The organism is Streptomyces glaucescens (assembly GCF_002154375.1).
GTDB lineage: Bacteria > Actinomycetota > Actinomycetes > Streptomycetales > Streptomycetaceae > Streptomyces > Streptomyces glaucescens.
In genome coordinates this window covers 1-23,329 of sequence record NZ_MUND01000037.1, presented here as the reverse complement: position 1 = coordinate 23,329, position 23,329 = coordinate 1, and the positions used below count along the sequence as shown (strand labels likewise).

The 23,329-nt window shown below is 70.5% G+C and carries 20 protein-coding genes and 4 tRNA genes; 13 read left to right on the top strand and 11 right to left on the bottom strand.

The features are described from left to right. From hrpA to CCN42_RS02940, 3 genes are all read left to right on the top strand, one after another. Positions 1–3,923 (top strand): ATP-dependent RNA helicase HrpA (gene hrpA / locus CCN42_RS02950; RefSeq protein ID WP_086732922.1); only part of this gene is annotated, 3,923 nt, incomplete at its 5' end. A 94-nt stretch (positions 3,924–4,017) separates the two neighbouring features. Beyond that, a tRNA-Asp gene (locus CCN42_RS02945) sits at positions 4,018–4,092 on the top strand. Positions 4,093–4,334: 242 nt separating this feature from the next. Next, on the top strand, positions 4,335–4,523 hold the full coding sequence (locus tag CCN42_RS02940; protein ID WP_086170028.1) for a DUF6274 family protein: 189 nt from the start codon (positions 4,335–4,337) through the stop codon (positions 4,521–4,523). A gap of 479 nt (positions 4,524–5,002) precedes the next feature. Here the strand turns inward: CCN42_RS02940 and bldC are convergent, their stop codons facing one another. Together bldC and CCN42_RS02930 are read right to left on the bottom strand one after the other, a co-directional pair. Then, positions 5,003–5,209: a developmental transcriptional regulator BldC gene (bldC, locus tag CCN42_RS02935; RefSeq protein WP_086732921.1), complete on the bottom strand. Its 207-nt coding sequence runs from the start codon at positions 5,207–5,209 to the stop codon at positions 5,003–5,005. 534 nt (positions 5,210–5,743) lie between these two features. Further along, a complete protein-coding gene (locus CCN42_RS02930) occupies positions 5,744–6,598 on the bottom strand; it encodes a DUF8083 family protein (protein WP_086732920.1) in 855 nt (284 codons plus the stop codon). A gap of 223 nt (positions 6,599–6,821) precedes the next feature. On the opposite strand from CCN42_RS02930, the gene CCN42_RS02925 reads away from it, so the two are divergent. Both CCN42_RS02925 and CCN42_RS02920 read left to right on the top strand, forming a co-directional pair. Next, on the top strand, positions 6,822–7,916 hold the full coding sequence (locus tag CCN42_RS02925) for a Leu/Phe/Val dehydrogenase (protein WP_086732919.1): 1,095 nt from the start codon (positions 6,822–6,824) through the stop codon (positions 7,914–7,916). 315 nt (positions 7,917–8,231) lie between these two features. Next, the gene (locus CCN42_RS02920; RefSeq protein WP_043502168.1) at positions 8,232–8,477 is read left to right on the top strand and encodes a DUF3073 domain-containing protein; all 246 of its coding nucleotides are present in this window, start codon (positions 8,232–8,234) and stop codon (positions 8,475–8,477) included. A gap of 69 nt (positions 8,478–8,546) precedes the next feature. Here CCN42_RS02920 and purM read toward each other — a convergent pair whose 3' ends face one another. The 7 genes from purM to purS all read right to left on the bottom strand — a co-directional run bounded on the left by purM (position 8,547) and on the right by purS (position 16,213). Next, positions 8,547–9,614: a phosphoribosylformylglycinamidine cyclo-ligase gene (purM, locus tag CCN42_RS02915; protein WP_086732918.1), complete on the bottom strand. Its 1,068-nt coding sequence runs from the start codon at positions 9,612–9,614 to the stop codon at positions 8,547–8,549. A 43-nt stretch (positions 9,615–9,657) separates the two neighbouring features. Next, entirely contained in the window at positions 9,658–11,184 is a 1,527-nt protein-coding gene (purF, locus tag CCN42_RS02910; RefSeq protein WP_086170024.1) for an amidophosphoribosyltransferase, read from the bottom strand. 71 nt (positions 11,185–11,255) lie between these two features. Further along, a complete protein-coding gene (locus tag CCN42_RS02905) occupies positions 11,256–12,056 on the bottom strand; it encodes an META domain-containing protein (RefSeq protein ID WP_086732917.1) in 801 nt (266 codons plus the stop codon). A gap of 86 nt (positions 12,057–12,142) precedes the next feature. Then, complete coding sequence (locus tag CCN42_RS02900; protein WP_086732916.1) at positions 12,143–12,937, bottom strand: maleylpyruvate isomerase family mycothiol-dependent enzyme; 795 nt, start codon at positions 12,935–12,937, stop codon at positions 12,143–12,145. A gap of 80 nt (positions 12,938–13,017) precedes the next feature. Continuing rightward, a complete protein-coding gene (purL, locus tag CCN42_RS02895) occupies positions 13,018–15,276 on the bottom strand; it encodes a phosphoribosylformylglycinamidine synthase subunit PurL (protein WP_086732915.1) in 2,259 nt (752 codons plus the stop codon). After that, complete coding sequence (gene purQ, locus CCN42_RS02890) at positions 15,273–15,953, bottom strand: phosphoribosylformylglycinamidine synthase subunit PurQ (protein ID WP_086732914.1); 681 nt, start codon at positions 15,951–15,953, stop codon at positions 15,273–15,275. Before purQ ends, purL begins: the two co-directional genes overlap by 4 nt. Next, positions 15,950–16,213 carry a phosphoribosylformylglycinamidine synthase subunit PurS gene (purS, locus tag CCN42_RS02885; RefSeq protein ID WP_030251612.1) on the bottom strand — a complete coding sequence of 88 codons (264 nt, stop codon included), beginning with the start codon at positions 16,211–16,213 and terminating at the stop codon, positions 15,950–15,952. The genes purQ and purS overlap by 4 nt, the downstream gene beginning before the upstream one ends. Positions 16,214–16,524: 311 nt before the next feature. Between purS and CCN42_RS02880 the strand changes: the two genes are divergently transcribed. The 8 genes from CCN42_RS02880 (at position 16,525) to CCN42_RS02845 (ending at position 21,093) form a co-directional block, all read left to right on the top strand. Beyond that, on the top strand, positions 16,525–16,842 hold the full coding sequence (locus tag CCN42_RS02880; protein WP_086170019.1) for a histone-like nucleoid-structuring protein Lsr2: 318 nt from the start codon (positions 16,525–16,527) through the stop codon (positions 16,840–16,842). A gap of 153 nt (positions 16,843–16,995) precedes the next feature. Next, a tRNA-Gly gene (locus tag CCN42_RS02875) sits at positions 16,996–17,067 on the top strand. 83 nt (positions 17,068–17,150) lie between these two features. Further along, a tRNA-Gly gene (locus CCN42_RS02870) sits at positions 17,151–17,226 on the top strand. A gap of 132 nt (positions 17,227–17,358) precedes the next feature. Next, complete coding sequence (locus CCN42_RS02865) at positions 17,359–18,321, top strand: ABC transporter ATP-binding protein (protein WP_086732913.1); 963 nt, start codon at positions 17,359–17,361, stop codon at positions 18,319–18,321. Continuing rightward, the gene (locus CCN42_RS02860; protein ID WP_086732912.1) at positions 18,318–19,088 is read left to right on the top strand and encodes an ABC transporter permease; all 771 of its coding nucleotides are present in this window, start codon (positions 18,318–18,320) and stop codon (positions 19,086–19,088) included. The genes CCN42_RS02865 and CCN42_RS02860 overlap by 4 nt, the downstream gene beginning before the upstream one ends. A gap of 20 nt (positions 19,089–19,108) precedes the next feature. Beyond that, positions 19,109–20,389 carry a histidine kinase gene (locus tag CCN42_RS02855; protein ID WP_086732911.1) on the top strand — a complete coding sequence of 427 codons (1,281 nt, stop codon included), beginning with the start codon at positions 19,109–19,111 and terminating at the stop codon, positions 20,387–20,389. Then, on the top strand, positions 20,386–20,994 hold the full coding sequence (locus CCN42_RS02850) for a response regulator transcription factor (RefSeq protein ID WP_086170015.1): 609 nt from the start codon (positions 20,386–20,388) through the stop codon (positions 20,992–20,994). The genes CCN42_RS02855 and CCN42_RS02850 overlap by 4 nt, the downstream gene beginning before the upstream one ends. A 23-nt stretch (positions 20,995–21,017) precedes the next feature. Further along, positions 21,018–21,093: transfer RNA gene (locus tag CCN42_RS02845), tRNA-Gly, on the top strand. Positions 21,094–21,134: 41 nt separating this feature from the next. Here CCN42_RS02845 and CCN42_RS02840 read toward each other — a convergent pair. After that, entirely contained in the window at positions 21,135–22,034 is a 900-nt protein-coding gene (locus tag CCN42_RS02840) for a phosphoribosylaminoimidazolesuccinocarboxamide synthase (protein ID WP_086170014.1), read from the bottom strand. A gap of 68 nt (positions 22,035–22,102) precedes the next feature. Continuing rightward, positions 22,103–23,329 (bottom strand): N,N-dimethylformamidase beta subunit family domain-containing protein (locus tag CCN42_RS02835; protein ID WP_086732923.1); only part of this gene is annotated, 1,227 nt, incomplete at its 5' end.

Here is a 23,329-nt window from a genome sequence, read left to right as displayed (position 1 = left end):
CCCTCGGCGCTCTCGCCCCCCGCCTGACCGAGCTGTCCCTGCGCGACGCGCACCGGCTCGGGCGCAGGCTCGAAGGCGCACGCAAGATCCGCAAGCCGGAGGCCCGGGCCGCCGTCCTCGCCGAGATCGAGGCGGAGGTCGCCAAGGCCGAGGAACGGATGGCCGGCCGCCGCTCCCGCGTGCCCGCGATCAGGTACCCCGAGCAGCTGCCGGTCAGCCAGAAGAAGGACGAGATCGCGGCGGCCATCCGCGATCACCAGGTCGTGATCGTGGCCGGTGAGACCGGCTCCGGCAAGACGACGCAGATCCCGAAGATCTGCCTGGAGCTGGGCCGCGGCGTGCGCGGCATGATCGGGCACACCCAGCCCCGCCGGATCGCCGCCCGCACGGTCGCCGAGCGGGTCGCCGAGGAGCTGGACACGCCGCTCGGCGAGGCCGTGGGCTGGAAGGTGCGCTTCACCGACCAGGTGAACCCGGACGCCACGTTCATCAAGCTGATGACGGACGGCATCCTGCTGGCGGAGATCCAGACCGACCGCGAGCTGCGCGCCTACGACACGATCATCATCGACGAGGCGCACGAGCGGTCCCTCAACATCGACTTCCTGCTCGGGTATCTGGCGCAGCTGCTGCCGAAGCGCCCCGACCTCAAGGTCGTCATCACCTCCGCGACCATCGACCCGGAGCGTTTCTCCCGGCACTTCGGCGACGCGCCGATCATCGAGGTCAGCGGCCGGACCTACCCGGTGGAGGTGCGCTACCGCCCGCTGCTGGAGGAGGACTCCGAGGACGCCGACCGCGACCAGATCACCGCGATCACGGACGCGGTCGAGGAGCTGATGGCCGAGGGCAAGGGCGACATCCTCGTCTTCCTCTCCGGCGAGCGGGAGATCCGCGACACGGCGGACGCGCTGACGAAGAAGCAGTACCGGTTCACGGAGATCCTGCCGCTGTACGCGCGGCTGTCGCACGCCGAGCAGCACCGCGTCTTCCAGCCGCACACGGGTCGCCGGATCGTCCTGGCCACCAACGTGGCCGAGACGTCCCTGACCGTCCCGGGCATCAAGTACGTCATCGACCCCGGCTTCGCCCGGATCTCCCGCTACAGCCACCGCACCAAGGTCCAGCGGCTGCCCATCGAGCCGGTCTCGCAGGCCAGCGCCAACCAGCGCAAGGGCCGCTGCGGCCGTACGTCCGACGGCATCTGCATCCGGCTGTACAGCGAGGAGGACTTCCTCGCCCGCCCGGAGTTCACCGACGCGGAGATCCTGCGCACCAACCTGGCCTCCGTCATCCTCCAGATGACCGCGGCCGGTCTCGGCGACATCGAGAAGTTCCCCTTCATCGACCCGCCGGACCACCGCAACATCCGCGACGGCGTGCAGCTGCTGCAGGAGCTGGGCGCGCTCGACCCGGCGCAGAAGGACCCGCGCAAGCGGCTCACCGAGCTGGGCCGCAAGCTGGCCCAGCTGCCCGTCGACCCGCGCCTGGCCCGCATGGTCCTGGAGGCGGACCGCAACGGCTGTGCCCGCGAGGTCATGGTCATCGCGGCGGCGCTGTCCATCCAGGACCCGCGCGAGCGTCCGGCCGACAAGCAGACCCAGGCCGACCAGCAGCACGCCCGCTTCAAGGACGAGACCAGCGACTTCCTCGCGTATCTCAACCTGTGGCGGTACATCCGCGAGCAGCAGAAGGAACGCGGATCGTCGTCGTTCCGCCGGATGTGCAAGCAGGAGTACCTGAACTTCCTGCGCATCCGCGAATGGCAGGACATCTACACCCAGCTGCGCACGGTCGCCAAGCAGATGGGCATCCACCTCAACGAGGACGACGCGCCCGCGGACCGCGTTCACGTCTCCCTCCTCGCCGGCCTCCTCTCCCACATCGGGATGAAGGACGTGAAGGACGGCAACAAGAACGAGTACCTGGGCGCGCGGAACGCCAAGTTCGCGATCTTCCCCGGCTCGGTGCTGTTCAAGAAGCAGCCCCGCTTCGTGATGTCCGCGGAGCTGGTGGAGACCTCCCGCCTCTGGGCCCGCGTCAACGCGAAGATCGAACCCGAGTGGGTCGAACCGCTCGCCGGCCACCTCATCAAGCGCACCTACTCCGAGCCGCACTGGGAGAAGGACCAGGCGGCGGTGATGGCGTACGAGAAGGTCACGCTGTACGGCGTCCCGATCGTCGCCCAGCGGAAGGTGAACTACGGCCGGATCGACCCGGAGGCCAGCCGCGAGCTGTTCATCCGCAACGCCCTGGTCGAGGGCGACTGGCGCACCCACCACAAGTTCTTCGCGGACAACCGCAGGCTGCTCAGCGAGGTCGAGGAGCTGGAGCACCGCGCCCGGCGCCGGGACATCGTCGTCGACGACGAGACGCTGTTCGACTTCTACGACCAGCGGGTTCCCGAACACGTGGTCTCCGGCGCGCACTTCGACTCCTGGTGGAAGCACAAGCGGCACGAGCAGCCCGACTTCCTGGACTTCGAACGGGAGATGCTGATCCGGGAGTCGGCGGAGGCGGTCACCAAGGCCGACTACCCCGACACCTGGCGGCAGGGACAGCTGAAGTTCCGCGTCACCTACCAGTTCGAGCCGGGCGCGGACGCGGACGGCGTGACCGTGCACATCCCGCTCCAGGTGCTCAACCAGGTCACCGACGAGGGCTTCGACTGGCAGATCCCGGGCCTGCGGGAGGAACTGGTCACGGAGCTGATCCGCTCCCTGCCCAAGCCGATCCGCCGCAACTACGTGCCCGCGCCGAACTACGCCAAGGCGTTCCTGGAGAGGGCGGTCCCCCTCCAGGAACCGCTGACCGTGACGATGGCCCGCGAGCTGAAGCGCATGGTCGGAGTCCCCTTCGAAGCGGACGACTTCGACTGGGCGAAGGTGCCCGACCACCTCCGCGTCACGTTCCGGATCGTCGACGAGCGGCGCCGCAAGCTGGCCGAGGACAAGGACCTGGAGGCGCTCAGGCTCCAGCTGAAGCCGAAGGCGCGCAAGGCCCTCTCCCAGGCCGCGGCGGCGACCGCCGTGCGGCAGGGCGGGGAGTCCCTGGAGCGCAAGGGCCTGACCGACTGGACGATCGGCACCCTCACCCGCGTCTTCGAGACCCGCCGGGCCGGCCAGCCGGTCAAGGCGTACCCGGCGCTGATCGACGACGGCGACACGGTCTCGGTCCGCCTCTTCGACACGGAGGCCGAGCAGGCGGAGGCCATGTGGAAGGGCACCCGCCGCCTCATCCTCCGCAACATCCCGGTGAACCCGGCGAAGTTCGCCTCCGAGAAGCTGACGAACGCCCAGAAGCTCGCCCTCTCGGCGAATCCGCACGGCTCCATCCAGGCGCTGTTCGACGACTGCGCGATGGCGGCGGCGGACAAGCTGATCGCGGACTTCGGCGGGCCCGCGTGGGACGAGGAGTCGCACCGGAAGCTGCACGACAAGGTCCGCGCGGAGATCGTCGACACGACGGTGCGCACGGTCGCCCAGGTGCAGCAGGTGCTGGCCGCGTGGCAGGCCTGCGAACGCCGCCTGAAGGCCGTACGCAGCCCCGCGCTGCTGCCGAACCTCCAGGACGTGCGGAGGCAGCTGGACGCGCTGGTGAAGCCGGGCTTCGTGACGGAGACCGGGCTGCGGCGGCTGCCGGACCTGATGCGCTATCTGGTCGCCGCCGACCGGCGCCTCCAGCAGATGCCGGCGAACGTCCAGCGGGACACCACCCGCATGGAGAAGGTCCACGAGATGCAGGACGAGTACGCCTGGCTCCTGGAGCAGATGCCCCAGGGCCGGCCGGTCCCGTCGTCGGTCCTGGACATCCGCTGGATGATCGAGGAGCTGCGGGTCAGCTACTTCGCCCACGCGCTGGGCACGGCGTACCCCGTCTCCGACAAGCGGATCGTGAAGGCGATCGACGCGGCGGCTCCGTGATCACACCGGCACACAGGGTGAGTTCGACCAGGGGGGCCAGGCTCCTGTAGAGTCTCTTCTCGCAGCGCAACGCACGAACAGCGCGGCGAAACCTGGTCCTGTGGAGCAGTTTGGAGTGCTCGCCACCCTGTCAAGGTGGAGGCCGCGGGTTCAAATCCCGTCAGGACCGCATCGACGCGAAGAGGGCCCGCCCCCGAGAGGGAGCGGGCCCTCTTCGCGTTGCCCGTCGGAGCGCGCGGCACGGACGCCCCTGACGGCCCCTCAGGCCCCTCTCGGCGCGGCCGACGTCCCAAATCCGCCTCCCGGTCGTATACGGCCCTCCTGACGGCGCTCGCGCCCTTGACGGCGTCACATTCGGTCGGTACCCCAGGAGTCAGGGCAGCGTTTCCCGTACGGCCCCGGAGGTGGCGTATGGCGGCATCGGTGAGGCACGAAACGCGGGCGCTGCTCCGTGCCCATCTGTCGGCCGCGTCGTCCTATCGCCATCTGACCCGGCACTGTCCGGTCTGCCATCAGCTGCTGCGGCTCGCCATGCAGGCGCCGGCCGGACAGGACGAGCCCGCCGAGCGGACCGAGGGTGAGAGCCGCTCCCCGGCGTGACGCCCTCCCGCCCGGCCCTCGGGGGAACGACCCTCGGCGGCCCCAACACCCTTGCGGCCAGCGGGCGCTGGAACCTCCGCCTCCACTAGCGCACGGACGCCGACGGCAACAAGTAGGCTGAGGTGTGACGGGTGTCACCGCATGAGTTTTTGAAACCGCGGTACTTACCCCGGTCCTACAACTGGTCAATTTAATATGTGCAATTGCACTGCCGCCGAGGGGCGCCGCACGGCTGTTCCGACACCCCTCCCCAGACTCCGACAAGCCCGCGCACAGCACCGCCGGGCGCCCCGGGTCCGCGCACAAAAAAGATCGCGCTGGACCCGGCGGAGTCCAGCGCGATCGACGACGCACCCTGGTGGCATCTCAAGAGTGTGGGCGAGGGGCCTGTTGGGGCAGGACCCGCGTCGTGTGGAGCTAGGGTTTCGGGCTGCCCGGCGGGTTGGGGGACCTGCCGGATTGCCCTGTTATGCAGTTGTTCAGGCCTCGCTGCGCTGCTGCGGGATGCCCGCGAGCAGAGCGCGGACCTCGGCCTCGCGGTAACGGCGGTGCCCGCCGAGCGTACGGATCGACGTGAGCTTGCCGGCCTTCGCCCACCGCGTGACCGCCTTCGGGTCCACGCGGAACATGGTGGCGACCTCAGCCGGGGTCAGCAGCGGCTCGGCATCAGGGGTGCGAGCGGTCATGAGCGGCCTCCTCGGGAGAACCGAACCTTCTCGGTTCTTTCCTCTAAATTCTGCACCTTGACCCGCGTTGCCCGAAATGGCGGACGCGAGTCGAGTCGGTTATAGGACGAACGGCTTGTCCTCGGCACTACAACTACACCATCTGTCCAGCCGCGTCGGCCAAACCGATGGAATTGCCCTCCCAGGTGTTCATCACCGACGGAAGCCGATGGACCATGCCATAGCGGACAGTCACGCCACTGTGACGATCAGTCACAGGGCGATCAGGAGTCACCAGACCCCCCAAAGCGTGCAATGCTGAGATTCCACCCACAGTGGAGCACAACGGGGCGGACAGACTCCTCCCCGGACTCCTTGTCCTATTTTGGCACGAGGAGGGGCAAGGGACGCAAGGGTGGTGCTACGTGCGGTCCGTCACCCTTGACACACCGTCGCCACATACGCCTGGATCGGGACCCAGGTCCTGTGCTGACGGTTCGTAAGACGGCGCCACGTGAGCCACGTCACTCGTGCAGGTGAAGCCGGCACAGCGGTTCAGTTCGCCGACCGCCGGTCCCGCACCGCGCGCCACCGCTCCACCAGCCGGCCGTACGCCTCGCCCGCTGCCGCTCCGTCGCCGTCGCGCAACGCCTCGATGCCCGCGGCCACATCGGCCGCCGAGTGGTCGTCCTCCAGGTCGCCGGCCGGCAGGGCGTGCACCAGCCCGCCGTAGTCCAGCTCGACCAGCGAGCGCGGGTGGAACTCCTCCAGCCAACGCCCCACGTCCACCAGGCCGTCGATGAGCGGTCCCTCGTCCATGGCGTCCCTGAGGGTCCGCAGGGCCCGGGCCACCCGGCGGCGGGCCTGCACCATGGGCGTGCGGTAGCGCAGCACCGGAGCGGTGTCCTGCGACGCGCCTGCGGAGCCCTTGGCGTACTCCCGCTCCTCGTCGGCCACCAGCACGAACCAGTTGAGCGGCACCTGCCAGGTCGCGGTGCGGATCCAGGGGCGGGCGTCGGGGTTCTCGGCGAGCCAGCGCTCGTAGTCCTGGGTGGCCTGGTGACGCAGGACCGGGGGCAGCACGGCGTCCAGGACCGGCGCCGGCAGCTCCTCGGCGAGACCGCCCAGGGCCTGCCAGCCGCGCAGGCGGGTGCGCCACGGGCAGACGTGCACCACCCCGCCGCTCTCCAGCACGAACGCGTCGCCGCTCTCGTGCACCGGGACCACGACGGGCGGGGTGGGCAGCAGGTCGGCGAGCGAGCGACGGAGTTCGTCCTGGTACGAGGGGCGGTCCGGGCGGCGGGCGTAGCGCTCCCAGTGGCCGCGCTCGGGCTGCGCGAAGGCGGCCAGCGGTTCGTACACCCGCAGGTAGGCCGCGTACGGGACGATCACCGAGGACACCTTGGGCACGCCTGCTCCCTCCCCCGCCGGATGCCGGGGAAACTCGGGGAACCCGACGGCATGGCCGCGGGAAAACTATGCAAATCGTCGCACGCCGGTACTCCGTGGGGGGGTGATCCTGAACACTGTCCGTCCGGCGGCGCTCCCAGGCTCTACTCTCATGCTCACAGCGCCCGCCACCCTTACGGGATGCTGGTCCCGCCCGCCGTTCTTCACCTCAGGAGTCACCACCGTGACCGACGTAACCGACGGCGTCCTGCACACCCTGTTCCAGTCGGACCAGGGGGGTCATGAGCAAGTAGTGCTCTGTCAGGACCGCGCCAGCGGCCTCAAGGCCGTCATCGCCATCCACTCCACCGCACTGGGCCCCGCCCTCGGCGGTACCCGCTTCTACCCGTACGCGACCGAGGAAGAGGCCGTCGCCGACGCGCTGAACCTCGCGCGCGGGATGTCGTACAAGAACGCCATGGCCGGGCTGGACCACGGCGGTGGCAAGGCAGTGATCATCGGTGACCCCGAGACGATCAAGACCGAGCAGCTTCTGCTCGCCTACGGCCGTTTCGTCGCCTCCCTGGGTGGCCGCTACGTCACCGCCTGTGACGTCGGCACGTACGTCGCCGACATGGACGTCGTGGCACGCGAGTGCCGCTGGACGACCGGCCGGTCCCCCGAGAACGGCGGCGCGGGCGACTCCTCCGTGCTCACCGCCTTCGGCGTGTACCAGGGCATGCGGGCCAGCGCCCAGCACCTGTGGGGCGACCCCACGCTGCGCGGCCGCAAGGTCGGTGTCGCGGGCGTCGGCAAGGTCGGCCACCATCTGGTCGAGCACCTGCGCGACGAAGGTGCCGAGGTCGTGATCACCGACGTCCGCGAGGACGCCGTGCGGCGGATTCTCGACCGGCACCCCGAGGGCGTGACCGCGGTCGCCGACACCGAGGCGCTGATCCGGGTCGAGGGCCTGGACATCTACGCGCCCTGCGCGCTCGGCGGCGCGCTGAACGACGACACCGTGCCCGTGCTGACCGCCCGCGTGGTGTGCGGCGCGGCCAACAATCAGCTCGCCCACCCGGGTGTGGAGAAGGACCTCGCCGACCACGGGATCCTCTACGCGCCGGACTACGTGGTCAACGCCGGCGGTGTCATCCAGGTCGCCGACGAACTGCACGGCTTCGACTTCGAGCGGTGCAAGGCGAAGGCGGCGAAGATCTACGACACCACTCTCGCCATATTCGCACGTGCGAAGACGGATGGGATTCCGCCGGCCGCCGCGGCCGACCGGATCGCCGAGCAGCGGATGGCCGAGGCCGCCGCGGCACGCGGGTGGTGACGTTCCGAAGGGTGCCCCGCGGGGTCGTGGCGCGGGTTTGAGCGGTACCTGCCGGTGGGCAGTTAGAGAGAACTCTCACTTCCACCGGCGGGTCGTCCGCCAATAAGTGGTTAAAATCGCCACTGACCAGCGAGGACGGGGCGCCTCGAAGGTCCTGGGCGCGGGCACGTCATACGGGCGACGTACCGTATGGGCGCGGGCTCAGGTACCGTGGAAGCCCTACGGACCGGCCTCTCCATGGAGAGTCCGTTCTGGACCATGAACGCGTGTCAAGACTCTGGGGCCGTCGAGCCCCGTCGTTGAGGGGGTCGAGCCATGGGGCGCGGCCGGGCCAAGGCCAAGCAGACGAAGGTCGCCCGCCAGCTGAAGTACAACAGCGGTGGGACTGACCTCACACGCCTGGCCGAGGAGCTGGGCGCATCGACATCGAACCAGTCACCGAACGGTGACCGCTTCGAGGACGATGAGCACGACGACGACCTGTACGCAAAGTACGCCGACCTCTACGGGGACGACGAGGACGAGGACGACGATTCCTCGCACCACCGTCGCGGCGCTTGACCTTGCACTGAGCAGCAACCCGGTCGGTGACCTCGGTCACCGGCCGGGTTCTGTGCTGCCCGCAGGGGCTCAGCTCGCGTAGTCACCGATCAGGGCGGCGCCCGTCTCGTGGTCACCGCGGTCGGTGATCTCGCCGGCGATCCAGGCGTCGACGCCGCGGTCGGCCAGCGTCGCCAGGGCCACGTCGGTGGACTCCTCGGGGACGATGGCGATCATGCCCACGCCCATGTTGAGGGTCTTCTCCAGCTCCAGCCCCTCGACCTGACCGGTCTTGCCGACCAGGTCGAAGATCGGCGCCGGGGTCCAGGTGGACCGGTCGACGACTGCGTGCAGCCCGTCCGGGATGACCCGGGCCAGGTTGGCGGCCAGGCCGCCGCCCGTGATGTGGCTGAACGCGTGCACCTCGGTGGTGCGGGTCAGCGCCAGGCAGTCCAGCGAGTAGATCTTCGTGGGCTCCAGCAGCTCCTCGCCGAGGGTGCGGCCCAGCTCGTCGATCCGCGCGTCCAGGGACAGCCCGGCCTGGTTCAGCAGCACGTGGCGGACGAGCGAGTACCCGTTCGAGTGAAGACCGGAGGCCGCCATGGCGATCACCGCGTCACCCGTACGGATACGATCCGCGCCGAGCAGCCGGTCGGCCTCCACGACGCCCGTACCGGCGCCGGCGACGTCGAAGTCGTCCTCGCCCAGCAGGCCCGGGTGCTCGGCCGTCTCGCCGCCCACCAGGGCGCAGCCGGCCAGCACACAGCCTTCCGCGATGCCCTTGACGATGGCGGCCACCCGCTCGGGGTGGACCTTGCCGACGCAGATGTAGTCGGTCATGAACAGCGGCTCGGCACCGCAGACGACGATGTCGTCCATGACCATCGCGACCAGGTCGTGGCCGATCGTGTCGTACACGCCCAGCTGCCGGGCGATGTCGACCTTCGTGCCCACGCCGTCGGTGGCGGAGGCGAGCAGCGGGCGCTCGTAGCGCTTGAGGGCGGAGGCGTCGAAGAGGCCGGCGAAACCGCCGAGGCCGCCGAGGACCTCGGGGCGCTGGGTCTTCCTCACCCACTCCTTCATCAGCTCGACGGCGCGGTCGCCCGCTTCGATGTCGACGCCCGCGGCTGCGTAGCTGGCACCAGTTGTCTCAGACATGGCTATGAGAACTTTCGTGTCGTACGGCAGGTAACGCGGACGGCTACGGGCGACGGATGGCGTCGGCGGCGGCCGTGGCGGCGGGACCGGCGGCGAGCTCGGTCTCCAGCAGCTGCTTGCCCAGCAGCTCGGGGTCGGGAAGCTCCATCGGGTACTCGCCGTCGAAGCAGGCGCGGCACAGGTTCGGCTTGGCGATCGTGGTCGCCTCGATCATGCCGTCGATGGAGATGTAGGCGAGGGAGTCGGCGCCCAGGCTGGTGCCGATCTCGTCGATCGTCATGCCGTTGGCGATCAGCTCCGCGCGGGTGGCGAAGTCGATGCCGAAGAAGCAGGGCCACTTCACCGGCGGCGAGGAGATCCGGATGTGGACCTCGGCGGCGCCCGCCTCGCGCAGCATCCGGACCAGGGCCCGCTGGGTGTTGCCGCGCACGATCGAGTCGTCGACGACGACCAGGCGCTTGCCCTTGATGACTTCCTTCAGCGGGTTCAGCTTCAGGCGGATGCCCAGCTGGCGGATGGTCTGCGAGGGCTGGATGAACGTACGTCCGACGTACGCGTTCTTGACCAGGCCGGCGCCGAACGGGATGCCGGAGGCCTCCGCGTAGCCGATGGCGGCCGGGGTGCCGGACTCCGGGGTCGCTATCACCAGGTCGGCCTCGACCGGGGCCTCCTTGGCCAGGCGGCGGCCCATCTCCACGCGGGAGAGGTACACGTTCCGGCCGGCGATGTCGGTGTCCGGGCGGGCCAGGTACACGTACTCGAAGACACAGCCCTTGGGCTTCGCTTCCGCGAATCGCGAGGTGCGCAGGCCGTTCTCGTCGATGGCGATGAACTCGCCCGGCTCGATCTCCCGCACATAGCTCGCGCCGCAGATGTCGAGGGCGGCACTCTCCGAGGCCACCACCCAGCCGCGCTCCAGGCGCCCGAGGACCAGCGGGCGGATGCCCTGCGGGTCGCGGGCGGCGTACAGGGTGTGCTCGTCCATGAAGACGAGGGAGAAAGCGCCACGGACCTTCGGCAGGACCGTGTGGGCGGCTTCCTCGATGGTCAGCGGCTTGCCGTCCTCGTCGACCTGCGCCGCGAGCAGCGCGGTGAGCAGGTCGGTGTCGTTGGTCGCCGCTACACGGGTGGACCGGCCGTTCTCCTTGGGCAGCTCGGCGACCATCTCGGCGAGCTGCGCCGTGTTGACCAGGTTGCCGTTGTGACCGAGCGCGATGGAACCGTGCGCGGTGGCGCGGAACGTCGGCTGGGCGTTCTCCCAGACAGAGGCCCCGGTGGTCGAGTAGCGGGCGTGACCGACCGCGATGTGACCCTGGAGCGAACCGAGAGAGGTCTCGTCGAAGACCTGGGAAACCAGGCCCATGTCCTTGAAGACGAGGATCTGGGAGCCGTTGCTGACCGCGATTCCCGCGGATTCCTGACCCCGATGCTGGAGGGCGTAGAGCCCGAAGTACGTGAGCTTGGCGACCTCTTCACCCGGAGCCCAGACACCGAAGACGCCACACGCGTCCTGGGGGCCTTTCTCGCCGGGGAGCAGGTCGTGGTTGAGTCGTCCGTCACCACGTGGCACGCCTCCGAGTGTAGGCGAGGTCGACCACTGGTCCGAATTGGGGAATGCCTGATCAGCGCCGCCGCCATGGATCACTCCGCCGCGACCGCGGTCACACTCTCGCCGTTTTCGCTGGTCAGAGTGAGGGTGCGGTGATCGAGGCGGTACTGGACGGTGCCGTCGAACATCCGCAGGAGCCGCTTTTCGATGCCCATGAGTGAGGCGTCGCACATCATTCGGGTGGTGGACGGCGTGCCGAGGGTGATATTGCCGTCGCGTACGGTCGCGGTGGAGTTCACCTTGTTGCAGCCGAGACGGCCGGTGACCCTGCCGTCCTCCTCGAAGGTGAGGTGCGCCCGCGCGCCCTGTGGGAGGGACTGGGCGACACCGTTCGCGCCGAGTGCCGTGACGTTCCAGCGGGTGCCGAGCAGGGACGCGTCCTGGGCCTTGCTGAGCCGCACGCTGTCGCCTCCGTCCGTGGTCAGGGTCAGCCGGTCGCCGCTGACCCGGGTCCTGAGCGGGCCGTCGGCGAGGGTGCGGGCCAGGGTCTCCTCGAACTTCATCGGCTTCTCCTCGCAGCCCATCTCGGTCACCGAGGCGTCGCCGAGCCGGATCCGGTCGCCGTCGAAGGAGGCCCGGGCGCTGAAGTGGTTGCAGCCGTAGTTGCCCTGCGTCCTGCCGCTGTCGTCGATCGTGACGTACGCGCCGGCCGGGGCGTCGTGCGCGGTGCCGTCGACGGTGACGCCGTCCACGGCCCAGTGCACGCCGGTGACGCCGCCGACGTCGGCTCCGGCGGGCTGTGTGCCGGCCTTCTCGGTGCCGCAGGCCGCCGCGAGGGGCAGCAGGGCGAGGACGGCTGCGGTGAGGGTGATGCGGTGCGTCTGCCTGTACATGCCGCTTCGACGGGGCGACCGGGGTGATCGGTTCCACCCCGGTCGCGTCCGGCCCACGTGCGGCCGGTGCCCGGCCCGGGTCCGGGCTACGACAGGATCGGCAGCAGCGCCCGCAGATCGGCCCGCTCGCCGCTCGCGCTGACCTTCGCCCGCTCCAGGGCCTCGGTCCAGTTCATCCGCCCGGTCGCCAGCCGGATCCAGGTCAGCGGGTCGGTCTCGACCACGTTCGGCGGGGTGCCCCGGGTGTGCCGGGGCCCTTCCACGCACTGCACGACGGCGTACGGCGGGATCCGCACCTCCGTCGACCCGCCGGGCGCCTTCGCGGCCAGCGCGTCCGCCAGCAGCCGCGTACAGGCGGCGAGGGCCTGGCGGTCGTACGGGATCTCCAGGCCGGGCACGGCGGCGTTCAGGTCGTCGGTGTGGACGACGAGTTCCACGGTGCGCGTGACCAGGAAGTCCGTGAGGGTCATGGCACCGGCCCGGATGTCGAGGAGGCGGGACTCGGGGGCGGCGGCGAGGTGCCCGGTCAGCTCGTCCTCGGTGCGGGCGTACAGCGCGTCGAGGTCGGGGTGGGCCGCGGCGAGCCGCCGGGTGCCGTCGGCGATGGCCTCGGCGAACGGGGCGGTCGCGGACGGGTAGTCGAGCAGCGCCAGGTCCGCCTTCTCCGGCTCGGCGCGCTCCAGGGCGCGGCCGACCGCGACGACGGTCATGGTGATGTGGGCGGCCAGCTCCCGTACGGTCCAGTCGCCCAGTCGCGTCGGCAGCTCGAGCTGTTCGGGCGTCAGGGTGCTCACCGCCCGGCGGACCTGCCCGAACTGGGCGGACACCGCGGCACGGATCTTGACGGGGTCATGGCTGCGAGTGCGCTTCTTGGCCGGCATGGGGCGAGCCTATGCCGGGACATGAGCGTGCGGCCCCGTCCCGGCTCCAGGAGCCGGGACGGGGCCGTGCGGACCGCCGGTCAGGCGAGGAGCGCCGGGATGGTGCTCTCGTGGGCCGTGCGCAGCTCCTCCAGCGAGAGGCTGAACTCGCCCTGGATCTCCACCGTGTCGCCGTCGACGACACCGATGCGGGTGGCCGGGAGGCCCCGGGCGCCGCACATGTCGGTGAAGCGGAGTTCCTCGGAGCGCGGGACGGCGACGATCGCGCGGCCCGCGGACTCGGAGAAGAGGAGGGTGAAGGCGTCCAGGCCGTCGGGGACGACCAGGCGGGCACCCTTGCCGCCGAGCAGCGCCGACTCGACGACCGCCTGGATCAGACCGCCGTCGGACAGGTCGTGCGCGGAGTCGATCATGCCGTCGCGGGAGGCGGAGATCAGGATCTCGGCGAGCAGGCGCTCGCGCTCCAGGTCCACCTGCGGGGGCAGGCCGCCGAGGTGGTCGTGGACGACCTGGGACCAGGCCGAGCCGCCGAACTCCTCGCGGGTGTCGCCGAGGAGGTAGATCAGCTGGCCCTCCTCCCGGAAGGCGACCGGGGTGCGGCGGGCGACGTCGTCGATGACGCCGAGGACCGCGACGACCGGCGTCGGGTGGATGGCCGCCTCGCCCGTCTGGTTGTAGAGCGAGACGTTGCCGCCGGTCACCGGGGTGCCGAGCTGCTGGCAGGCGTCCGCCAGGCCGCGCACGGCCTCCGCGAACTGCCACATCACGGCCGGGTCCTCGGGCGAGCCGAAGTTCAGGCAGTCCGACACGGCGAGGGGCTTGGCGCCGGTCGTGGCCACGTTGCGGTAGGCCTCGGCCAGCGCCAGCTGCGCGCCCGTGTACGGGTCGAGCTTGGCGTACCGGCCGTTGCCGTCCGTCGCGATGGCGACGCCGAGGCCGGTCTCCTCGTCGATGCGGATCATGCCGGAGTCCTCGGGCTGGGCGAGGACGGTGTTGCCCTGCACGAAGTGGTCGTACTGGGACGTGATCCACTTCTTCGAGGCCTGGTTGGGGGAGGCGACCAGCTGCAGGACCTGGTCCTTCAGCTCGTCCGCCGTCCGCGGGCGCGGCAGCTTGTTCGCGTCGTCCGCCTGGAGTTCGTCCTGCCAGGCCGGGCGGGCGTACGGGCGCTCGTAGGTCGGGCCCTCGTGGGCGACCGTGCGCGGGTCGACGTCGACGATCTTCTCGCCGTGCCAGAAGATCTCCAGGCGGTCGCCGTCGGTCACCTCACCGATGACGGTGGCGATGACGTCCCACTTCTCGCAGATCTCCAGGAAGCGGTCGACCTTCTCCGGCTCGACGACCGCGCACATGCGCTCCTGCGACTCGCTCATGAGGATTTCCTCGGGCGAGAGGGTGGAGTCGCGCAGGGGGACGTCGTCCAGGGTCACGCGCATGCCGCCGGAGCCGTTGGACGCCAGCTCGCTGGTGGCGCAGGACAGGCCCGCCGCGCCCAGGTCCTGGATGCCGACGACCAGCTTCTCCTGGAAGGCCTCCAGGGTGCACTCGATGAGCAGCTTCTCCTGGAACGGGTCGCCGACCTGCACCGCGGGGCGCTTCGACGGCTTGGCGTCGTCGAAGGTCTCCGAGGCGAGGATCGACGCGCCGCCGATGCCGTCGCCGCCGGTCCGGGCGCCGTACAGGATGACCTTGTTGCCCGCGCCGGACGCCTTGGCGAGGTGGATGTCCTCGTGCCGCATCACACCGATGCAGCCGGCGTTGACCAGCGGGTTGCCCTGGTAGACGGCGTCGAAGACGACCTCGCCGCCGATGTTGGGCAGACCCAGGCAGTTGCCGTAGCCGCCGATGCCCGCGACGACGCCCGGGAGGACGCGCTTGGTGTCGGGGTGGTCGGCGGCGCCGAAGCGCAGGGGGTCCACGACGGCGACCGGGCGGGCGCCCATCGCGATGATGTCGCGGACGATGCCGCCGACGCCGGTGGCCGCGCCCTGGTAGGGCTCGACGTACGACGGGTGGTTGTGCGACTCGACCTTGAAGGTGACCGCGTAACCCTGGCCGACGTCGACCACACCGGCGTTCTCGCCGATGCCGACGAGCAGGGCGTCGTTCTCTGGGGCCTTCTCGCCGAACTGGCGGAGGTGGACCTTGGAGGACTTGTACGAGCAGTGCTCGGACCACATGACCGAGTACATGGCCAGCTCGGCGCCGGTGGGGCGGCGGCCGAGGATCTCGACCACGCGCTCGTACTCGTCCTTCTTCAGGCCGAGTTCGGCCCAGGGCAGCTCGACGTCGGGGGTCGCGGCCGCGTGCTCGACCGTGTCCAGAGGCGTCCGGCTCATGCGTTGACCAGCTTCTTGAGGATCGAGGTGAAGAAGGGGAGGCCGTCGGTGCGGCCGGTGCCGATCAGCGGCTCCACGGCGTGCTCCGGGTGCGGCATCAGGCCGACGACGTTGCCCGCCTCGTTGGTGATGCCGGCGATGTCGCGGAGCGAACCGTTGGGGTTGAAGTCCACGTAGCGGAACGCGACCCGGCCCTCGGCCTCCAGCTCGTCGAGCGTGTAGTCGTCGGCGACGTACCGCCCGTCCATGTTCTTCAGCGGGATGTGGATCTCCTGGCCGGCCGTGTAGTCGGTCGTCCAGGCGGTGTCCGCGTTCTCCACCCGCAGCTTCTGGTCACGGCAGATGAAGTGCAGGTGGTCGTTGCCGAGCATCGCGCCGGGGAGCAGGTGGGCCTCGGTGAGGATCTGGAAGCCGTTGCAGATGCCGAGGACCGGCAGTCCGGCCTTCGCCTGGTCGATGATCGTGTCCATCACCGGCGAGAAGCGGGCGATGGCGCCGACCCGCAGATAGTCGCCGTAGGAGAAACCGCCGCACAGCACCACGGCGTCGACCTGCTTGAGGTCCTTGTCCTTGTGCCAGAGGGCGACGGGTTCCGCGCCCGCGAGGCGGATCGCACGCCGGCTGTCCCGGTCGTCGAGGGAGCCCGGGAAAGTGACGACGCCAATACGAGCGGTCACTTCACGGCCTCCGCGACTTCCTCGACGCGGACGGTGAAGTCCTCGATCACGGTGTTGGCGAGGAAGGATTCCGCAAGATCGTGGATGCGGGCGAGCGCGGCTTCGTCGACCGGCCCGTCGACTTCCAGTTCGAAACGCTTTCCCTGGCGGACGTCCGAGATCCCGTCGAAACCCAGCCGCGGCAGTGCGCGCTGCACCGCCTGGCCCTGGGGGTCGAGGATCTCGGGCTTGAGCATGACGTCGACTACGACGCGTGCCACTGGCACTCCCGGTGTGTGGTGCTGAGCAGGTCCCTTCAGACTACCCGCACAAAATTTCTACGCGAGTAGAGTTGTAGGAACCTACGGAACCGGCGTCACGATCCGGCATCGGAGCGGCCTCTTCACGAAAAGTTCAGGGAAAGATCCCGGGAGGCCCCGCGATAGCTATTGCGCCGGGGACACGCGGAGAGATTTAGTCGGGCTTCACATTGCTTTGCCGGGCACTGTACAAATGAATTGGCAATAGCCGATACTCGGCACGTCATCGCAGATGAGCTGCATTGAGGTGCCGCACGAAGGGACCGATATTCGTGGCGCAAAAGGTCGTGGTCACCCTCTTTGACGACATCGACGGCTCGGAAGCGGCGGAAACGATCGCCTTCGGGCTCGACGGCAAGTCGTACGAGATCGACCTGAATGAAGCCAATGCCAGGAAACTGCGTAAGGCGCTCGCGCCCTACGTGGAGGCCGGCCGCAAGCGGTCGAGGTCCGGCAAGGCCTACAAGCAGACCGAGGTCGCCCCCGACCCGGCGGCGGTCCGCGCCTGGGCGCAGGCCAACAAGATGGAGGTGCCCGCGCGGGGCCGGATCCCGAAGAAGGTCTACGAGGCGTTCGCCGCCGCGCAGTGAGCCGTCGCCGCGGCCGCCCCGCGGCTCCCGCCGGCCGGGCCGATGCCCGCTCAGCCGCCCCTCGCGCCAACCGACTTGCGCAGCACCCCCGCTGATCAGCTAGAGTCTGGAGCACGCCGAGGGGCGAGGCCGAAAGGCCCGGCTCACGGACATGCGGGTGTAGTTCAGTAGCAGAACATCCCCCTTCCAGGGGGAAGGCGCAGTGTGCAATTCCTGTCACCCGCTCTGCACCACCACCGTACGGACCACTGCTGTGGATCAGGTAGGCTGGTGCTCGCACCGGTCAGTGAAAGCTGGTCGGGAGCAACGCGGACGTAGCTCAGTTGGTAGAGCGCAACCTTGCCAAGGTTGAGGTCGCGAGTTCGAGCCTCGTCGTCCGCTCCAGTCACCAAGGCCCCGGTCACCGACCGGGGCCTTCGGCGTGTGCCCGGCCCATCCGGTGGCCCTGACATTTGTCATGCTCGCGCATGACACGGCGCACTGCCGGACGGCCTCCACGACCGCGACGCTGATGTCATGAACAGAGACGGACACGAGCACGTGATCGAGGTCACCGACCTCAAACGTGTCTACGGGGGCGGGTTCGAAGCGGTGCGCGGCATCACGTTCAGCGTGGCCCGCGGCGAGGTCTTCGCGCTGCTCGGCACCAACGGCGCCGGCAAGACATCCACGGTCGAACTGCTGGAGGGGCTCGCCCCGCCGAGCGAGGGCCGGGTCCGGGTGCTCGGACACGACCCCTACGAGGAGCGGGACACCGTACGGCCCCGCACCGGGGTGATGCTCCAGGAAGGCGGATTCCCGGCGGAGCTGACCGTCGCCGAGACCGTGCGCATGTGGGCCGGATGCACCAGCGGGGCGCGGCCCGTCGGGGAGGCGCTGGAGACCGTCGGGCTCGGCAAGCGGGCCGGGGTGCGGGTCAAGCAGCTGTCCGGCGGTGAGCGGCGGCGGCTGGACCTGGCGCTGGCCCTGCTCGGCGGCCCCGAGGTGCTGTTCCTGGACGAGCCGACGACCGGTCTGGACGCCGAAGGACGACGCGAGACCTGGGACCTGGTGCGCGCGCTGCGCGACGGCGGTACGACGGTGCTGCTGACCACGCACTACCTCGAGGAGGCCGAGGAACTGGCCGACCGGCTGGCCATCCTGCACGAGGGACGCATCGCGGCCGGCGGCACCCCGGACGAGGTGACCTCCGCCCAGCCGTCCCGGATCTCCTTCGAACTGCCCGACGGCTACTTCCTCGGCGACCTGCCCGCGCTCGGCGAACTGGGCGTCGTCGGACACGAGGTGGACGGCAGGGCCGTACGCCTGCGGACGCACGAGTTGCAGCGGGCCGCCACCGGACTGCTGGTGTGGGCCCGGGACGCCGGGGTCGAGCTGCGGCGGCTGGACGTGCGGCCGGCCTCGCTGGAGGAGGCGTTTCTGGGGATCGCCGGGCGGGCCTCGGCCCTCGCGGCACGCAAGGAAGAGGTCGGAGCATGAGCACGACGACTGTCGCGGGACGGATGGGCGCGCTGGCGCGGACCGAGCTGATCCTGCTGGGGCGCAGCCGGGCCACCATCGTGGCCGCGGTGATCGTGCCGCTGTTCCTGCCGTTCAGCGTGCGGTCCGCGGTCGACGAGGCGGACCTGAAGGAGGCCGGGCTGTCCGTCGGCACCCTCCTCCTGCCCGCCGCCGTCGGCTTCTCCCTCCTCTTCGCGGTCTACGCCGCCCTCACCACCGCCTACGTCACCCGCCGCGAGGAACTGGTCCTCAAGCGGCTGCGCACCGGGGAGCTGCGGGACCGGGAGATCCTGATCGGGGCGGCGCTGCCGGCCACCGGGATCGGGTTCACGCAGAGTGTGCTGCTCGCCGCCGGGTGCATGGCGCTGCTGGACCTGGGGGCTCCCTCGGCGCCCCATCTCGTCCTGCTGGGCCTGTTGTTGGGGCTGGTGATGTGCGGGGCGCTCGCCGCCGTCACGGCCGCGTTCACCCGGACCGCGGAGAGCGCGCAGGTGACCGGGCTGCCGCTCATGTTCCTCTCCATGCTGGGCTCGGGCATCACCGTCCCGCTGGAGATGCTGCCCGACCGGCTGGCGTCCTTCTGCGAACTGCTGCCGCTGACCCCGGTGATCACCCTGGTGCGGGGCGGCTGGACCGGGGACCTGTCCGGCTACGACGCCCTGGGCGCCGTAGCCACCGCGCTGGCCTGGACCGTGATCGCGGTGTTTGCTGTACGGCGGTGGTTCCGCTGGGAGCCGCGGCGCTGACGGATGGGGGTGGCGGTCACGTGTCCGGGCCGGGGAAGTGGTGGCGGCGCAAGAGCACGCCGGCGAAGGTCGAGACGTACACGCGGTGGTCGTTCCACTCCTTCGCCGCGGCCGAGGTGACGGTGTTCGGCCTCCCGGCCCTCGGCCAGGTGCCGCTGCCGTACGCGCTCTGGCTGTGCCTGCTGACGTGCGTGCACGCGGCGTTCGGCGCGGTGGTGGCCAGCCGGGCGCTGGACTGGACGCGCGGTCGGCGGGCACAGCCGCTGCCGCTGATGTCGGCGTACGGGGCGACCAGCGCGCTGTTCGCGGGCCTCGTGCTCTGGCTCGCCGACCAGGACCTCGGCGGTGAGGACACGGCGACCGCGCTGGGCACGGTGACCGCCGGTCTGCTCTTCTTCGGCGTCGGCATGATCTCGCTCGGCGTCCGCGGCAGGCGCCGGGTGCTCGGACTCGTGCTCGGCTTCTCGGCGGGCGTCGGCCTGCTCGCCCTGGCGCTGGGGGCGGGCACGGCCGCGCTGGTGGCGGCGCTGGCGGCCCTGTTCGGCACCGGCTTCTTCGCCATGACCTCGGTGTTCTCCGTCTGGCTGCTCAACGCCGTCTACGAACTCGACGAGGCCCGCGAGACCCGGGCCCGGCTCGCCGTCGCCGAGGAGCGGCTGCGGTTCGGGCGCGACCTGCACGACGTCATCGGCCGCAACCTCGCGGTCGTCGCCCTGAAGAGCGAACTGGCGGTGCAGCTCGCCCGGCGGGGGCGCGAGGAAGCCGTGGAGCAGATGCTGGAGGTGCAGCGGATCGCGGTGGAGTCGCAGCGGGAGGTGCGGGACGTCGTACGGGGTTACCGGGAGGCCGATCTCGGCGTAGAACTCCTGGGCGCGCAGGGCGTCCTGAAGGCCGCCGGGATCGAGTGCGAGGTCACCGGGGACGCGGCCGGACTGCCCGCCGAGGTGCAGTCGGCGCTCGGCTGGGTGGTGCGGGAGGCGACCACGAACGTGCTGCGGCACGGGGACGCCGCGCGGTGTTCGGTGGGACTGGAGATGTCCGAGGGAACTGTGGTGCTGATGGTGGAGAACGACGGGGCGGGGACCGCCGTCGCGGGCAGCGGCGGCAGCGGCCTCGCCGGGCTTCGGGAGCGGCTGCGGGCGGTCGACGGCACGCTGGAGGCCGGACCGGCCGGAAAGGGCACGTTCCGGGTGGTGGCGAGGGTGCCGTTGGCCGGTGAGCCGGCGGCCCGGGAGTCCCTGGCCGAGGACGCCCCGGCCGGCGCGGAGCCCGTGGCCGCGGAGCGGGGGGCCGCCGCGTGAGTGTGCGGGTGCTGCTCGCGGACGACGAGCACCTCATCCGGGGCGCGCTCGCCGCACTGCTCTCCCTGGAGGACGATCTCCTCGTCGTCGCGGAGGCGGCGAGCGGGCCGGAGGCACTGGCGATGGCACGGGCCCACGCGCCCGACGTGGCGGTGCTCGATCTCCAGATGCCGGGCGCGGACGGTGTGAAAGTCGCCACATCGCTGCGGACGGAGCTGCCGGGCTGCCGGGTGCTGATCGTGACCAGCCACGGCCGGCCGGGGCATCTGAAGCGGGCACTCGCGGCCGGGGTACGGGGCTTCGTCCCCAAGACGGTGAGCGCCCAGCGGCTCGCCGAGATCATCCGCACCGTGCACGCCGGAAACCGATACGTCGACCCGGAATTGGCCGCGGACGCGATCTCCGCCGGGGACTCGCCGCTGACCGCGCGGGAGGCCGAGGTGCTGGAGCTGGCGGCCGACGGGGCACCGGTCGCGGAGATCGCCGAGCGGGCCGCGCTGTCCCAGGGGACCGTGCGGAACTACCTGTCCTCGGCCGTGTCGAAGCTGGGCGTCGAGAATCGTCATGCGGCGGTGCGTCTCGCGCGCGAGCGAGGTTGGGTATAGTTGCTCTCGCGCCACGGCGCAACGCGGACGTAGCTCAGTTGGTAGAGCGCAACCTTGCCAAGGTTGAGGTCGCGAGTTCGAGCCTCGTCGTCCGCTCCAGTCACCCAAGGCCCCGGTCATCGACCGGGGCCTTCGGCGTGTCAGCTCCAGGTGCCGCCCGTCAGACGCTCGTAGGCCTCCACGTACTTCGCCCGCGTCGCCTCCACGACGTGCTGCGGCAGCGGGGGCGGCGGCTGCTCGCTCCTGCGGTCCCAGCCGGACTCGGCGGACGTCAGCCAGTCCCGGACGAACTGCTTGTCGTACGACGGCTGGGCGCGGCCCGGCTGCCACTGGTCGGCCGGCCAGAAGCGGGAGGAGTCCGGGGTCAGCACCTCGTCGGCGAGGACGAGGGTGTCGCCCTCGAAGCCGAACTCGAACTTGGTGTCCGCCAGGATGATCCCCCGGTCGCGGGCGATGTTCCGGGCCCGCGAGTACACGGCGAGGGTGGCCTGGCGCAGCTGGGCGGCGGTCTCGACGCCGACCTGGCGGGCGACCTCCTCGTAGGAGACGTTCTCGTCGTGCTCGCCGACCGCGGCCTTGGTGGCCGGGGTGAAGATCGGGCCGGGCAGCTCGGAGCCGTCGGTGAGGCCTTCGGGGAGGGCGAGGCCGCAGACCGTGCGGGACTCGTTGTACTCGGCCAGGCCGGAGCCGGTGAGGTAGCCGCGGGCCACGCACTCCACCGGGACCATCCGCAGCGACTTGCAGACCAGGGTGCGGCCCGCCCAGTCGGCGGGGGCGCCGGCGGGCAGCTCGGTGCTCAGCACGTGGTTGGGGACCAGGTCGGCGAGCTGGTCGAACCACCACAGGGAGAGCTGGGTGAGGACCCGGCCCTTGTCGGGGATCTCGGTCGGCAGCACCCAGTCGTAGGCCGACATACGGTCGCTGGCGACCATCACGAGGTCGCCCGCCTCGTTCTGGTACAGGTCGCGCACCTTGCCGGTGTGCAGATGCACCAGACCCGGAACCTGGATCGGCTCGGGCTTTTCGACGAATCCGGACACGGTTCCTCCCCGTGGTTCTGTCCAATGGCTCGATTCTCCCGTACGCCGACGGGATCCAGGACAGTGGGTCAGTCACGTTTGCAGATGCGGTCCAGGAGGTTGGCGGTGGCGCGCTGGATACGCGGGTCGACGTGGCCCGGGCGGTCCAGTGCCGGGGACCAGGCGAAGGTTCCGGACGCGAAGACCCAGGCGCCTGAGGGGGCCCGGTAGAGGGACGTCTCCTGGTGGCGGGTGACACCGTCCGCGTCCGCGTAGGGGGAGTGGGCGAGCAGGACGCGCTCGTCGTGGTCGGGGAGCGGGGCGCGCGGGAAATAGCGGTCGGCCTCGCCCGCGACCAGGCTCTCGATCGGGTCGCCCTCCTGCGCACCGGTCGCCTCCCACAGCCAGTGGCCGGCGTTGCGGACGATCAGCGGGTGGGGTTCGGGGACGCGGCCCGCGTACTGGATGCCGAGCAGCTCCTGCTCGGGCCGGTCGATCTCCCGCCACAGCACGGGTTTGCCGGGGCCCTGGCGCTTACGGCAGGTCAGGAGGCGGTCCGGGCTGCCGGAAGGGGACGGTCCCAGCTCCACCTGCCAGTACACCGAGTTGGAGGAGAGGAACACCAGGGAGGTGCCGTGGTCGCGGGCCTGCTCGGCGGCCCGGCGCATCTGGGGCGACCAGTACTCGTCGTGGCCGGGGAAGACCAGGCCCCGGTAGCGGGTGAGGTCGACCCGGCCGGCATGCAGGTCGCGGGCGTCGGCGTAGGCGAGGTCGTAGCCGTAGCGCTCGGCCCAGCGGATGACGTCGTAGGCGTGGCCGACGTGCAGCGGGAGACCGGCGCCCGCGTACGGGCGGTCGAAGGAGACGGTGGTCGCGGCGTCGCGCTCGCCGAGCAGCCGGCCGTCCTCGTCCCAGGCGTGGTAGAGGCTCGCGCCGGTGCGGCCGTCCTCCGGGTAGAGGTTGTACGCCTGCCAGGTGACGTCCGGCAGCACCAGGAGCAGGTCGGCCGGGCGGTCGTCCCGGACCGTGAAGGGCACGTGGGAGCGGTAGCCGTCGGCGGTGGTGAGGACGGCCACGTAGGCGCCCACGTTCCAGTGGGCGGGGACCTGCAGGCGCCAGGACAGCCACCAGTGGTGGCAGGAGACCGTGCGGTCGGCGGCCAGCGGCGCGGACTGGACGATGCCGGACAGGCGCGGACTGGTGGTGATCTTGGCGGCGCCGTCGCCGGCGTAGTGGCCGATGCGGTAGACGTCGACGCTGAACTCCTGGGGCGGGTCGACGGTGATGTGGAAGTCGACGGCCTCGCCGGGGGCGAC